This window comes from Arthrobacter sp. NPDC080073, assembly GCF_040686575.1.
Classification (GTDB): domain Bacteria; phylum Actinomycetota; class Actinomycetes; order Actinomycetales; family Micrococcaceae; genus Arthrobacter.
Window position 1 is genome coordinate 115577 of record NZ_JBFBKR010000012.1, and the last position, 13894, is coordinate 129470.

14 protein-coding genes are annotated in these 13894 nt (G+C 64.3%); 8 read left to right on the forward strand and 6 right to left on the reverse strand.

Annotation, left to right across the window (positions count from 1 at the left end; all coding sequences use genetic code 11):
• Window positions 1–614: 614 nt before the first annotated feature.
• A complete protein-coding gene (gene dnaB, locus AB0O52_RS14825) occupies window positions 615–1997 on the forward strand; it encodes a replicative DNA helicase (protein ID WP_059388830.1) in 1383 nt (460 codons plus the stop codon).
• Here dnaB and AB0O52_RS14830 read toward each other — a convergent pair.
• Entirely contained in the window at window positions 1994–2962 is a 969-nt protein-coding gene (locus tag AB0O52_RS14830; protein WP_364538785.1) for an acyl-CoA thioesterase, read from the reverse strand. The two genes, dnaB and AB0O52_RS14830, sit on opposite strands and share 4 nt — an antisense overlap.
• Before the next feature lie 93 nt (window positions 2963–3055).
• Here AB0O52_RS14830 and AB0O52_RS14835 point away from each other — a divergent pair, with 93 nt between their 5' ends.
• The 3 genes from AB0O52_RS14835 to AB0O52_RS14845 all read left to right on the forward strand — a co-directional run bounded on the left by AB0O52_RS14835 (window position 3056) and on the right by AB0O52_RS14845 (window position 5381).
• Complete coding sequence (locus AB0O52_RS14835) at window positions 3056–4399, forward strand: MATE family efflux transporter (protein WP_364538787.1); 1344 nt, start codon at window positions 3056–3058, stop codon at window positions 4397–4399.
• 9 nt (window positions 4400–4408) lie between these two features.
• Window positions 4409–4963: a hypothetical protein gene (locus AB0O52_RS14840; RefSeq protein WP_364538789.1), complete on the forward strand. Its 555-nt coding sequence runs from the start codon at window positions 4409–4411 to the stop codon at window positions 4961–4963.
• Window positions 4964–5030: 67 nt separating this feature from the next.
• A complete protein-coding gene (locus AB0O52_RS14845) occupies window positions 5031–5381 on the forward strand; it encodes a hypothetical protein (protein WP_364538791.1) in 351 nt (116 codons plus the stop codon).
• Between the two features lie 120 nt (window positions 5382–5501).
• Here AB0O52_RS14845 and AB0O52_RS14850 read toward each other — a convergent pair whose 3' ends face one another.
• Window positions 5502–6050 carry a CGNR zinc finger domain-containing protein gene (locus AB0O52_RS14850; RefSeq protein WP_364538793.1) on the reverse strand — a complete coding sequence of 183 codons (549 nt, stop codon included), beginning with the start codon at window positions 6048–6050 and terminating at the stop codon, window positions 5502–5504.
• Between the two features lie 70 nt (window positions 6051–6120).
• Between AB0O52_RS14850 and AB0O52_RS14855 the strand changes: the two genes are divergently transcribed.
• Together AB0O52_RS14855 and AB0O52_RS14860 are read left to right on the forward strand one after the other, a co-directional pair.
• Window positions 6121–7152, forward strand: coding sequence for an EamA family transporter (locus tag AB0O52_RS14855; protein ID WP_364538795.1), 1032 nt, complete (start codon window positions 6121–6123; stop codon window positions 7150–7152).
• 41 nt (window positions 7153–7193) lie between these two features.
• Complete coding sequence (locus AB0O52_RS14860; RefSeq protein ID WP_364538797.1) at window positions 7194–7466, forward strand: DUF2277 domain-containing protein; 273 nt, start codon at window positions 7194–7196, stop codon at window positions 7464–7466.
• A gap of 26 nt (window positions 7467–7492) precedes the next feature.
• On the opposite strand, the gene AB0O52_RS14865 is transcribed toward AB0O52_RS14860, so the two are convergent.
• The 4 genes from AB0O52_RS14865 to AB0O52_RS14880 all read right to left on the reverse strand — a co-directional run bounded on the left by AB0O52_RS14865 (window position 7493) and on the right by AB0O52_RS14880 (window position 12027).
• Complete coding sequence (locus tag AB0O52_RS14865) at window positions 7493–9958, reverse strand: heavy metal translocating P-type ATPase (RefSeq protein WP_364538799.1); 2466 nt, start codon at window positions 9956–9958, stop codon at window positions 7493–7495.
• A gap of 8 nt (window positions 9959–9966) precedes the next feature.
• Window positions 9967–10206: a heavy-metal-associated domain-containing protein gene (locus AB0O52_RS14870; protein ID WP_364538801.1), complete on the reverse strand. Its 240-nt coding sequence runs from the start codon at window positions 10204–10206 to the stop codon at window positions 9967–9969.
• Between the two features lie 49 nt (window positions 10207–10255).
• A complete protein-coding gene (locus tag AB0O52_RS14875; RefSeq protein ID WP_364538803.1) occupies window positions 10256–10609 on the reverse strand; it encodes a metal-sensitive transcriptional regulator in 354 nt (117 codons plus the stop codon).
• A gap of 86 nt (window positions 10610–10695) precedes the next feature.
• Window positions 10696–12027 (reverse strand): EAL domain-containing protein, encoded by a 1332-nt coding sequence (locus AB0O52_RS14880; RefSeq protein ID WP_364538805.1) that lies wholly within the window; start codon window positions 12025–12027, stop codon window positions 10696–10698.
• Between the two features lie 437 nt (window positions 12028–12464).
• Here AB0O52_RS14880 and AB0O52_RS14885 point away from each other — a divergent pair, with 437 nt between their 5' ends.
• A complete protein-coding gene (locus tag AB0O52_RS14885; RefSeq protein ID WP_364538807.1) occupies window positions 12465–12665 on the forward strand; it encodes a hypothetical protein in 201 nt (66 codons plus the stop codon).
• 57 nt (window positions 12666–12722) lie between these two features.
• The gene (locus AB0O52_RS14890) at window positions 12723–13889 is read left to right on the forward strand and encodes an exo-alpha-sialidase (RefSeq protein WP_364538809.1); all 1167 of its coding nucleotides are present in this window, start codon (window positions 12723–12725) and stop codon (window positions 13887–13889) included.
• The last annotated feature ends 5 nt before the right edge of the window (window positions 13890–13894 follow it).

Genomic DNA, 13894 nt, shown 5'->3' on the forward strand with positions numbered 1-13894 from the left:
CAGAACGCAGTTATCCACAGCACATTCCTGCTCCGGCATAGCTTCTGAGAGCCGGCTGTCAAATTTCCGGAGCTATTGTGGGGAGTATCACATTTTTGGAATATTTATCCCTCTTTGGGTCAATGAAGGAGGGGCGGAGCGCGGATGGAGCGAACCCGGCCTGTGGATGATCTGTTGAAGAAAATACTTTTAATCCACATGGCATGAAGAACGTTTTCCCAGCTCAGGGGCTACTTTCCGGCAAAAGAATTTCTCTTTCCACAGGGTCATGCACAGACTGTGCACAAGCAGGGGTGTGTATTCCACACTTTATCCACAGGCCCGGCTTGGTGCCTCGGAAAAGCAGGGCTAACGTGGCTGAGTACCTGCTTTAGGTACTTGGAAAACCCCTGTTTCTTGTGGACGGCACCTTGGTGCCGTCGAAAAGCAGCGCGCCTGCGGACCTGTCTGTGGATAAGTTGTGGAAATCTCGGGGAAACCAAAATTGTCGGTGCCGTACGGAACAGTTTGGACCAGCCGGCATAAACGGCGCGGTCGGAGCAACCCACACCCCGGGTATTCGCCTACCGCACCGCCGGGAACAGTTATCTGCGCGGTACAAAATGGAGGACGGCTTGTCAGTTACGCACTTGGATTCGATCGAGGGCGGCCGGACATCGGACGCCAGCCGCAAACCTCCCCAGGACATTCCCGCTGAGCAATCAGTTCTCGGCGGCATGATGCTGTCCAAGGACGCCATTGCCGACGTCGTGGAAATCGTCCGCGGCCATGACTTCTACCGCCCGGCCCACGAGACCATCTACGAGTCCATCATCGACCTCTACGGCCGCGGCGAACCTGCCGATGCCGTCACGGTGTCCGATGAGCTGACCAAGCGCGGCGAGATCAACAGGATCGGCGGCCCTGCCTACCTGCACGAGCTGATCCAGACCGTGCCCACAGCGGCCAACGCCGGCTACTACGCCGAAATCGTGGCTGAACGCGCCGTCCTGCGCCGCCTCGTCAACGCCGGCACCAAGATCGTCCAGATGGGCTACGGCCAGGACGGAGAGGTCGAAGACCTCGTCAACCAGGCCCAGGCCGAGATCTATGCCGTGGCCGAACGCCGCACCGCGGAGGACTACGTGGCGCTCAAGGACGTCATGGAATCCACTGTTGACGAGATCGAGGCATCCGGCCACCGCGGGGAGGGCATGACAGGGGTCCCTACCGGGTTCTACGAACTCGATGAGCTCACCCATGGCCTGCACCCGGGCCAGATGATCGTCATCGCCGCGCGCCCCGCCGTCGGTAAGTCCACGTTCGCGCTTGACTTCGCCCGTTCCGCCGCGATCAAGAACAACCTCGCCACCGTGATGTTCTCCCTGGAAATGGGACGCAACGAAATCGCGATGCGCCTGCTGTCCGCGGAAGCCACCATTGGCCTTCAGGACCTGCGCAAGGGCACCATCAAGGACGAGCAATGGTCCAAGATCGCCACCACCATGGGCCGTATGAACGATGCGCCGTTGTTCATCGATGACAGCCCCAATATGTCCCTCATGGAAATCAGGGCCAAGTGCCGCCGCCTCAAGCAACAGCACGACCTCAAACTGGTGATCCTCGACTACCTCCAGCTCATGAGCTCCGGCAAGAAGGTGGAATCCCGCCAACAGGAAGTCTCCGAATTCTCGCGTGCCCTCAAGCTGTTGGCCAAGGAGCTGCAGGTTCCGGTCATCGCGCTCTCGCAGCTCAACCGTGGATCCGAACAGCGCCAGGACAAGCGGCCCATGGTCTCGGACCTCCGTGAATCCGGTTCCATCGAGCAGGATGCCGACATGGTCATCCTGCTTCACCGCGAAGACGTCTACGACAAGGAATCCCCGCGCGCCGGCGAAGCCGACATCCTCATCGCCAAGCACCGTAACGGTCCCACCAAGGACATCGTGGTTGCCTTCCAGGGGCATTACTCCCGCTTCGCCAATATGGCGGGCGAGACTGGCGGAGGCGGGTTCTAGGCTCCGTTGAGCAAATGATCGGGCATCCGGTTTCCGGGAGCCCGTCCTCGGATCTCCAGGAGTTCGCGGGCGTGGGCGTGAAGGCGCCGGTCCTCGTCGGTTTCCGGCACCCAGGGTGGGATCGGCACGGACGTGCCGGTTTCGTCCCTGGCCACCATGACCGTGAGGCAGTACGTGGTCAGGTTCATCTCACGGCTCTTGGGGCTTCCGGAGCGAACATGGACGGCAATGTGCATGCCTTTGTGGCCTGTGTAGACGAGACGGGCTTCTACTTCCACCACGTCGCCGATCAAGAGCGGCCGGTAGAAGCGCACGCCCCCGGAGAACACCGCCACGGTGTCCTTGCCGCAGTACCGGGAAGCGCAGACGTAGGCGGCCTCATCAATCCACTTCATGACGATGCCGCCGTGGACCTTTCCGCCCCAGTTCACATCGGTGGGCGCCGCCATGAAGCGGAGGACAACGCGCTCGGCAGTGCCGGCGTCGGTATATTCCTGCGCGTTCATGGCTTCGACGATCTTTTCCCGCACGGCGATCCGGGCGAGGGCGTTGTCGCGCTGCTCGACTTCCTCCGGCGTCGAGGGCTTGAACTGGGGGACGGGTACCGGGCGGCCGTCGGGACCAACCGCAACGAAGATCACCAGGCACTGGCTGCGCATCGTGGCCGGCCCGCCCTTGGGGTCGCCGGAGGACACGATGGTCCGGATGTGCATGGAGGAGCGGCCCGTGTAGACGATGGTCGCTTCGACCTCGACCATGTCTCCGCTGTTCACGGGGTCGGCGAAATGGATGTTGCCCACATAAGCCGTGACGCAATAGGACTTCGCCCAGCCGACGGCTGCCGCGTACGCCGCCTTGTCCACCCACTCAAGGACAGTGCCGGCGTCGACGGACCCGCTGTGTCCGACGTCGGTGGGGGAAGCAAGGAACCGCAGCGTGACGGAGTGGGAGGGAAGCTCGCTCATGACGAGAGTGTATCGACGGTGCCGATACTGATGCGCCGTATGACGGTGCCGACCGGGCTCGGCAGCGTCTGCGCCCCCCGCTAGGCTGGGAAAGTGCCCCAAACAGCGACCCGTCCCACCGCGCCCTCCACTGCCCGCGAGATCCTGCGCCTCGCTGTCCCTGCCTTTGGGGCGCTCATCGCAGAACCCCTCTTCCTCCTGGCCGACTCCGCCATTGTGGGGCACCTTGGCGTCCCTCAGCTGGCCGGAGTGGGTCTGGCCTCCACCCTGCTGTACACCGCCGTCGGACTTATGGTCTTTCTGGCATATTCGACGACTCCCGCTGTGGCGCGGGCCATCGGAGACGGAAAGCTCGGCAAAGCGCTGGCCGCAGGGCGCGACGGCGTCTGGCTGGCCTTGCTGCTGGGCACAGTCCTGGCCGTGGCCGGCTTCTTCGCGGCCGGGCCGCTGCTCGGGCTGCTTGGAGCCAACGGCGAGGTGCGGGCCTACGCCGTCGACTACCTGCGCTGGTCCATGCCGGGACTCGTCGCCATGCTGCTGATCTTCGCTGGGACGGGGGTCTTGCGCGGACTGCAGGACACCCGCACGCCGTTGGTGGTCGCGACGGCGGGGTTCGCCGTGAACATCGGCCTTAATGCCGTCCTGGTCTACGGGCTGCATTTGTCCGTGGCAGGGTCGGCCATCGGCACAAGCATTGCCCAGTGGGCCATGGCTGCCGTCTATCTGGTGATGGTGGGACGGAATGCCTGGCGGCACGGCGTTTCGCTGCGCCCGGACTGGCATGGAATCCGCACGATGACCAGGGTGGGTTCATGGCTCATGCTCCGCACTCTCAGCCTGCGTCTGGCTATCCTCGCCACGGTCCTGGTGGTCACTTCCCAAGGGTCCGTGAACCTCGCCGCCCACCAGCTTGCGATGACCATTTTCTCCTTCCTCGCCTTCGCCCTGGACGCCTTGGCGATTGCCGCACAGGCCCTCATCGGCAAGGAACTCGGAGCTTCCCACCCGGCCCGGGCGCGGGAACTCACCCGCACCATGATCCGCTGGGGCGTGGGCTTCGGTATGGTGACCGGCGTACTCCTCGCGGTGGCCGCTCCGTGGGCGGGCTTCCTCTTCACCACCGACGCCGGCGTTCAGTCCGCGCTCACAGCGGCCCTGTGGGTGCTCGCCGTCGGACAGCCCCTCGCGGGGTACGTCTTCGTCCTGGACGGCGTGCTGATCGGCGCGGGAGATGCCCGCTACCTGGCGATTGCCGGCGTCGTGAACCTCGTGGTCTATCTGCCGCTTTTGGCGGCAGTCCACCTGACCAGGCCCGACGGCGCGGCGGGGCTCGTGTGGCTCTGGGCAGCGTTCGCGCTGGGCTACATGATGGCCCGGGGGGTCACTCTCGGGGTGCGGGCCCGCTCTGACAAATGGATGGTCCTCGGTTCGCACTAAACTGGACTGGTGACTCTCCCCGCCTCTTCAGCGACTTCATCCACGCCTACAGCAGCTGGTCTCTGGAAGCCCGTACTTCTCCGCGCCGGTACTGCGCTGGTGTTTGGAGCCGTGACCGTCTTCTGGGGCTCGCCCTCCGTTCACGTTCTTGCCTGGGCTACCGGACTCTACCTGCTCGCAACCGCGGGCGCCGCGTTCCTGGCCGCGAGCGTTCCGGCGGCCGCGGCCGTCGTCGTTGGCCTGGCAGGGGTGGGTGCTCTGATTACGCAGTCCGACGCAGGTGCCGGACTTTCCGCGCTCGTAGGATTGCTGGTGCTCGGGGCGTTTGAGCTGGTCCAGGGATTCCGGCAGCGCGGAGGGCACGTGCTTGCCCGCGACTGGATCATTTCCGGTGTGGTGGGCATCGGCACCGCCGTTGCACTGCCGTTCTTCATCAGCCTTGGAGCCCACGCGCTTCTCGGTGTTGCCGGCGGCGGCGCCATCATCTCGGGAGTCTTGTGGGTGCTGTCCGGGCTGAGCCTGCGGCACGATGGGCGAACGCCCTCCGCTGAGGCCGTAAACTAGTAGTCGTACGTTCTACCCTGCGTAGAACTCTCAAGGCGCACACGGCGCCAGCACCCACATTGGAGGAATGACCTTGGCTGACCAGAAACCAGGAGAGCCGCGCAAGATGCGGACCTCGGTGAAGGGACCGCTGATGTTCTCCGCGTTCTGGGGCGTCGTGATCTTCTTCGCCGTGCTGATCTTCGCCTCCGGCGGCAGCGCCCGCACCCCGCGCTTTGACCTCGCCTTTACCGGTGCCGGCATCGCCTTCATTGTGAGCCTCGTCCTTTCTGCGATGCTTTCCATGAGCCACAAGGAAAACGCCGAACACCTCGGCAAGGGCTCGGGCGTCAACCTGAGCTCCAGGAAGCCGGGCCAGGGCCACGGTTCCGCGGCCCCCCACGCGGGCAGTGAGACGGAAACCCCCGACGCAGACTAGGCCGTCTTGGTCTGCGTCACGCCACGCAACTTTTTGCCGGCTGGCCGACGCAGCAACCCCGGAAACCCGCGGCAGACCGCGGGCGTCACGCCCCGAAAAGTTGCACGGCGTGACGCCCGCCTACTCCGTACCTGAGGCTTTCCGTGCCCGGTAGGCTGCCACGTGCGTCCGGTTGGCGCAGTTGCCGGTGTCGCAGTAGAGCTTGGATCGGTTGCGGCTCAGGTCAAGCACGACGGCGTCGCAATCCTCCGCCGCGCACACCCGCAGGCGGTCCATTTCCTTGCTGCGGATGACGTCCACGAGGGCCATGGCAGCTTCCGTGCCCATGCGTTCCGCGAGGGGCGCTTCGGGGGTAGTGGCGTGCAGGTGCCAATCCCAGTGGTCGTGCTTGACCAGCTGCGGGAGTGCGCGTGCGTCTGCGAGGAGCTGGTTGACGGTCTTTGCGGCCGCGTCCTCATCGGACGTCCACAGCGAAGCCAGCTGACTCCGCAGTCGCTTCACGCTGGCCAATTCCGCCTCGGTTCCCTCCCTGGTCCCCGTGAATTCTTCCGCATCGAGGAAGGCGTGGAGTTCGGCGACACTCGCAAGGGCTTCGGTGCCGTTTGCGGCCGTATTGATCAAATTGACCACGCTTCGAAGCGCCACTTCAGTGTCAGGTGCAAAAAGCACTTTGACTCCTTACATCTCTCGGGAGTAGTGTCAGCAGCGTAACCCATTTTACTCCTGACAGGAGGCTGCTGTGTCAGCTGCAACAAACCGGGCTGGTGCTGCGGGCTTCATGGCGTCGGGCCTGGGGCTCGCGCTCTTTTCCTCGGCGGTCTTCGGCTTGTCCGGCTCGTTTGCCAAGTCCCTCCTGGAAACCGGGTGGACCCCCGGCGCTGCAGTTGCGATCCGGTTGAGCGGTGCCTCGCTCATCCTGACGATCCCGGCCGTCGTCGCTCTCCGGGGCCGTTGGCACCAGCTCAAGGACAACTGGCTCACCATCCTGCTATTCGGTGTGATTGGCGTTGCAGCATGCCAGCTCTTCTACTTCAACGCGGTGTCCAGGCTGTCCGTGGGGGTCGCGCTCCTGCTCGAATACCTCGCGCCAACCATGATCGTCCTGTGGCTGTGGGCAGCCAGCCGACGCCGTCCGAGGGCCCTCACCGCCATTGGAACACTGCTTTCCCTCGGCGGACTTGTCCTGGTGCTTGATCTCACCGGCGCCGTGAAGGTGGACTTCGTCGGCGTCCTCTGGGGCATGGCCGCGGCCGTCTGCCTGGTCATCTACTTCTTTATCACAGCCAGGCAGAACGACACGTTGCCGCCCATTGTGCTGGCCGCCGGCGGCCTTACGGCAGGCTCAGTCCTCATCTGGATTGCCGGTGGGACCGGCCTGGTGTCCCTGACTTTTGCCGCCGAAGATACGCAACTCGGACCGTGGACCACGCCGTGGTGGGTTTCGATCGCGGGCCTCGTCATCTTGTCCACCGTGCTGTCCTACGTCACGGGGATCATGGCGGCACGAAGCCTCGGCTCCAAGGTGGCATCCTTCGTCTCGCTCACGGAAGTACTGTTCGCAGTCGTGTGGGCGTGGCTGCTGCTGGCCGAGTTGCCGGGGGCCATCCAGCTCGTGGGCGGGGCACTCATCGTGTGCGGAGTAGTCCTCGTGCGAATCGACGAGCTCCGCGCGGACAAGCGTGATGCCGCGGAGCCTGGTGAAGACTACGCGTCGCTGCAGCTTGACCACGCGAACGACGTCGAGCCGGTTCCATCCGAGAGGGCGCTCTAAATACCGGCCCACGATTGGAGACCGGGGCTTAGCATGTTGATATGTGCCGGAACATCCACACCCTCCACAATTTCGAGCCACGAGCCACCTCCGCGGAGGTGGAAGCCGCAGCCCTGCAATACGTGCGCAAAATCAGTGGCACCACCAAACCGTCCAAGGCCAACGAGGAAGCCTTCGCCGAGGCGGTCCACGAGATCGCGCATGTCACCCAGCATCTGCTCGATTCCCTGGTGACCCATGCGCCGGCCCGCAACCGCGACGAGGAAGCAGCCAAAGCCAGGGCCCGTGCGGCCGTCCGTTTCGGAACGGCCTAGATTCCCAAGCCGGTTGGGCGCCGCCGCTACTTTGCAAACGAGCGCAATCGTAGCGAATTTGCGACCACCAGGACCGAGCTCGCAGCCATGGCCGCGCCGGCGATCATCGGGTTGAGCAAGCCAAGGGCGGCCACGGGGATACCGATGGCGTTGTAGAAGAACGCCCAGAACAGGTTCGTCTTGATGGTGGAGAGCGTCTTCCGGGACAGCTCGATGGCTTGCACCAGCTGCCCGAGGTCGCTGCCCATCACGGTCAGATCCGAGGCCTCGATGGCCACATCCGTGCCCGAACCCATGGCGATGCCAAGGTCAGCCTGTGCCAGGGCCGCGGCGTCGTTGACCCCGTCGCCGGCCATCGCCACGGTGGAGCCCTGGGACTGAAGCTTCCGTACCGCGTCCACTTTGCCTTCCGGCAGGACCCCGGCGAATACGTCTTCCGGGGCGATCCCGACGGCGGTGGCCACTTGGGCGGCGACGGCGGCGTTGTCTCCGGTCAGCAGCAGGGGGCGGATCCCGAGTTCCTTGAGCTTCGCGATCGCGGCCGCCGAACCGGGTTTGACGGTGTCCCTAAGCGTGACTATTCCAGCGGGCTTCCCGTCCACAGCAACCCAGATGGCGGTAGCGCCACCTGCTTCCTCAGTGGCCAGTGCCTGGCGCTGTGCATCGTCAGGGAAGATTCCGTTGTGTTCCAGCCAGCCGGTCCTGCCGGCCACGACCGTCCGCACGGCGCCATTTCCGGATCCGTTCAGCGCAACCATCCCCCGGACTCCGCCGCCCGGGGCGGAACTGAAGTCCTTCACAGCGGGGAGCGGGCCGGCGTCGGGCATAGCGGACTTGGCGGCAGCGGCAATGGCGTGAGCGATGGGGTGCTCGGACGCTGCCTCGACAGCGCCGGCGAGAGACAGGACGTCGGCGGGGGAGTGGCCGTTCAAGGCCAAGGTGTGTCCGACGGCGAGCTTGCCGCTTGTGACGGTTCCGGTCTTGTCCAGCAGGATGGCGTCCACAGTGCGGGTATCTTCAAGCACCTGCGGGCCCTTGATGAGGATGCCGAGCTGCGCGCCCCGGCCGGTCCCGGCCAGGAGGCCAACGGGTGTCGCGAGCCCAAGCGCACACGGGCAGGCAATCACGAGCACCGCCACAGCGGCCGTGAACGAGGCATTGAGGTCCCCGCTCAGGGCAAGCCAGAAGACGAAGGTAACGACGGCGATGACCAGGACCACCGGAACGAAGACGGCGCTGATGCGATCGGCGAGCCGTGCAATCGGGGCCTTGCCCGTCTGCGCCTGGCTCACCAACCGCCCCATTTGTGCCAGCGTAGTCTCGGAACCCACGCGGGTCGCGCGGACCAGCAAGCGGCCCGAAGTATTGATGGTGGCGCCCGTGACCTGGCTTCCCGGTCCAACCTCCACGGGCACGGACTCACCGGTGACCAATGAAGCATCCACGGCAGACGAACCGCTCGTCACCAGTCCGTCAGTGGCGATCTTCTCACCCGGTCGAACCACGAAGATGTCCCCTGCCACGAGTTGCTCGGCTGGGATCTTGTGCTCGACGCCGTCGCGCAGCACTGTTGCGTCCTTGGCTCCCAGATTCAGCAGGGCCTTGAGGGCATCGCCGGCCTTCGCTTTGGCGTTGGCCTCAAGGAAGCGGCCCAGAAGCAGGAAGGTGGTGACCACAGCCGCAACTTCGAAGTAGAGCCCACGGCCCACACCTCCCATGGTCTCCATGCCGGGGTGTTCAGTGATCGTCGGGTTGGCAAGGAGCTGCCACGCAGAATAGAGGTATGCGGCGAGGACGCCAATGGAGACGAGCGTGTCCATAGTCGAGGCGAAATGGCGCGCGTTGATGGCGGCGGCGCGGTGGAAGGGCCAGGCAGCCCACGTCACCACGGGAAGCGCAAGCGCAGCGGCAACCCAGCCCCATTGCGGGAACTGCAGAGCCGGAACCATCGAGATGGCGAACACCGGGACCGTCAATACGGCCGCGGCGATCAGTCTCGGCTTTAGCTGGCGGGACGCGGGTCCGTGGTGCATGTGGTCTTCGTGGGTGCCCGCATCGTGGTCGCCTGCCGCGGCGGCACCGTGGTCGCCTTGCGCGGCCGCATCGTGGTCGCCTGCCGCGGCGCCACGGGCCACATGCTCTGCGCGCTCGGTCGTTCCTCCCTTAGACGCACGCTGCCGCATTCCCCCCGCGTCGCCACTGTGGTCATGGAGCCACTCGTTGTGGTCGCCGCCGCCGTCACCGGCGCTGGTTTCGCGGATCCAGGCTTTGTAGCCCGTTGCGTTCACTGTGTCCACGATTTGTTGGTCCGTGACATTGTCCGGAACTGTTACCTGGGCTGATTCGAGGGGGAGGTTGACTGAAGCTTCCACGCCCTCGAGCTTGCCCAGTTTCCGCTCTACGCGGGCCACACAGGATGCGCACGTCATGCCCTCGATGTCGAGTTCGATGATGCGTGTGCCTGTTGGGTGGAGGATGTCGTGATTGCTCACATTGGCCCCTAGGCCTCGTTGGCGACTACCAGGTAACCGGCTTCGGCGACGGCTTCGCCGATTTCGGCCGGCGACAATTCCTGGGTGGAGGTGATGGTGACGGTGGAGATTCCGCCGGCATTCAGGTCGATCTCGACATTCTCCACTCCCGCCAGGGACTCAATTTCCTCGCTGACGGCAGAAACGCAGTGCCCGCAGGTCATGCCGGAAACGCTGACGCTCGTCTGGATGGTAGCGGTGTGGCCCATGGTGTGCTCCTTGGTGGTGAGTTGAATGGTGTGGTGAGTGCTTGCGGGGTTACCGCAGCAGGCGCCCGATGGCATCGGCTGCCTCCTTGACCTTGATGTCGATTTGCTCGGCCCGCACGACCGGATCGGACTCGGACGCTGCGCCGACGACGCAGTGCCCGATGTGTTCCTCCACGAGCCCGAGGCTCACTGCATGCAGCGCCTTGGTGACTGCCGAGACTTGCGTGAGGATGTCGATGCAGTATTTGTCCTCTTCCACCATGCGCGCAATACCGCGCACTTGCCCCTCGATTCGCTTGAGGCGCAGCAAGTAAGCGTCCTTGTTGGCAGAGTAGCCGTGCTGGGAATCCGGCTTCGAATCTGCGGATTCCACATGGGCGGGGTTCACATTGATCGTGCTCATACTGCAAAGGTATACCCCCTAGGGGTATAAGGCAAGTACCCCCTGGGGGTATATGTCTGGGGGTATATGTCAGGCATCGGCCCCCGCTACCCCCATGTGCGCCAGTCCTCCGGCCTGAGCGAGGGGCGGCCAAGCAGGTAGCCTTGGGCTGCAGTCATCCCGAGCTCGGTGACCGCAGCCAGTTCGGCTTCGGTCTCAATCCCTTCGGCCACCAGGGCAGCTCCGATCTCGGAGGAAAAACCGACCATCGCAGCTCCCAGGGCCCGCTGTGCCGGATCTGTGTCGATGCCGGCGATGATCCCGCGATCGAGCTTGATGAGGTCTGGCTTGAGCTGCAGGATGTGGCGCATGGAAGCAAAGCCGGCGCCGGCGTCGTCGACCGCGATTCTCAGGCCCGCGCGTCGCAACGGTGCCAGCGCCTCCGCGAGCGGTTCGTAGTTGCCGACCTCGTGGCGTTCGGTGACCTCAAGCACGATGCGTCTCGGAGGGATGGTCGATTCCGTAATCGCAGCTGCCAGCCGGGGGTCAAGGCATACCCGAGGCGAGAGATTTGCCGCGACATACAATCCCGTCGGGAGCCCGGCAGCGGTGGCCAGCGCGGTCCGGAGCGCAAGGATTTCGAGCTCGATATCCAGACCGATCGAGGCGGCTTCCATGAAGCGCGCCTCCGGGGACAACTCCTGGGATCCGCTGAACCTTGTCAACGATTCCGCGCCAACGACACTGCCCGTTTTCAGGCACCGGATCGGCTGGAATGCTGTTACCAGTGAACCGTCAGTGAGCAATTCCTGGATGCGGCGGGTGACCTCTGCACGCGAACGTGCCGCCTCTGGATTCAAGACACGGCAGGTGCCCTCGAATCCGTAGTCTCTGCCGTCCCTGTCGCGCATCGGCCTTCCGGCAACATCAATCAAGACGCGGCGGCCGTCCTGGTGGCGGCACACGGTGACCACACGTGACCACGAGGAGTCACCGCTTTCCCTGGCTTTCCACTCCAACCGGGCGTCCGCGAGGTCCCCGGGGTCGATGACGCAAGTGATGTGCTTTCCCAGCAGTTCAAAAGGTTCGTACCCCGTGATGTCTTTGCAAGCCGGGCTGCTGAACGTAAATCGTCCGTCAGGCCCCGTGGCCCACAGCCAGTCCAGGCTTGTATGCAGCACGGTGTCCATCAAGCGCGAGGTTCGGAACGCCTGGTTTCGTTCCCGCTGCTGCTGCCGCATGAGACGCCACGCTGCCAGCACCACCAGCGGCACCATCAGCAGTGCTAGAAGAGCGGGGAATCCGGTTTGTTCATCGATGCCGCCCCACAGCGGAAGTCCGAAAGCCAATGGCAGGCGGATAGACAAGGCGACCGCGGCCTCGATGAATACGACGACGAGCAGCCACCATCCGGTTGACGCGGAGGCCAGCCGGTTCACTTGGCGTCGCCTGCGGGAAGACGCCCTTTTGAACCTAGGATCGCGCATGAAGGGCATCACCCAATAGTGCCACCATGCCGTGGATCGCGCCGTAAACCGGCAGCGCGTCGATCCGAGGGCACGCGACCAGTACGACGGCGCGTGGCCGCCGCCCAGGGCGCGGCCCGGAAACCCGGGCTTAAACAAAGAGCTCCGGAGTGCGTTATTGGGGGATACGCACTCCGGAGCGGACTTTGGAGCAGGTTCTTTCGGTTCCTGCTGACAATTAGCTTACGTGCCCCAACAGCACTCCGCTACCAATCTGAATAACTACTTTCACTTTACTTTTCCCGACCCCGAATTCGGGGCGCGATCCGGCGTTTGATCGGGTACCCGGCCCCTTGTAGAGCACCATGCGCGGGCCTAGCGTTAACGTTGCACAGGAAGGGGTGGTCCACGTGGAGATCTTCATGTGGTGGCTGGACATAGATCTCAAGAGCAAGGAATGGCTGCGGGAGAACCTGCGTGCCACGGAGCTTCCGCCCGAAGTTCTGCAGTGCATTGCGGATGCCGGCGGCCCACGCGTTGAGGAGCTGGCCGGCGGGCTGAGCGATGCCGACTGGGACTTCATTGAGACGCAGTCCGAGTTCGTGGACTGAGACGGTTTCCCAGGCCGGTTCATAAAACCGTTGCGACTCCCGCGCCGGGATGGTTGCATGGGGTGCATGGCTACCGCAGAGAGTTATGTCTTGGCGATCGGGACCAAAAAGGGACTGTGGCTGGCACGCAGCACAGACCGCAAGGAATGGTCCCTCTCCGGTCCGCACTTCCTCATGAGCGAGATCCCCAGCATCGGGATCGATACCCGCGGGGACAACCCCCGCATCATGGTGGGGGTGCGCTCCGAACACTGGGGTCCCACCGTGGCCCACTCCGATGACCTGGGCGCCACATGGACCGAGCCCGAACAAGGCGCCATCAAATTCCCGGAGGGCACTGACGCCGCACTGGAACGGATCTGGCAGATCTACCCCGACTCCGCCTCCCGGCCGGGGGTCGTCTGGGCGGGTTGCGAACCGATCTCCGTCTGGAAATCCAACGACGGCGGCGAGCACTTCGAGTTGAACCGCGGCCTGTGGGACCACCCGCACCGCAGCGAGTGGGGAGCCGGCTATGGCGGTGCTGCCGCCCACTCGATCGTGGTCAACCCTTCCGGGGAAAACGTGCACGTCGCCATGAGCACCGGAGGCGTTTACCGATCGCTCGACGGCGGAGCCTCCTGGGAGGCCCGCAACAAGGGGATTTCGGCCTACTTCATGCCTGATCCCAATCCGGAGTTCGGCCAGTGCGTGCACAAGATTGCCGCGGATGCCGCCGTCGAAGGCCGGTTGTACGCGCAGAACCACCACGGCGTGTACCGTACGGATGACAACGCTGAGAACTGGATCTCCATTGCCGACGGCCTCCCGGCAGATTTCGGCTTCGTGATGCTCACGCATCCCCGCCGCGAAGGGACGGCCTGGGTGATCCCGATCAAGGCCGATAGTGAACGGATTCCGCCGGACGGCCGCCTTGCAGTGCACCGCACGGACGACGCCGGTGAGTCCTGGAAGCGCTTGGATGTGGGCCTCCCGGACCACGAATACAACGCTGTGCTCCGTGACGCAGCCGCGGTGGATACTGCTGAACCTACCGGGGTGTACTTCGGAACACGCGGCGGTTCGGTCTACGCCAGCGCCGACGAAGGCGAGTCCTTCATCGAAGTGGCCTCGCACCTCCCCGATGTTTTGTGCGTCCGGGCTGCTGTTGTCTCCGGGGTTCTCTCCCCAGATGTGGCTGCCGAACTGGCCGCTGCCTCCGCGGCATCCGGTCTTCCGGCTTAGGACGG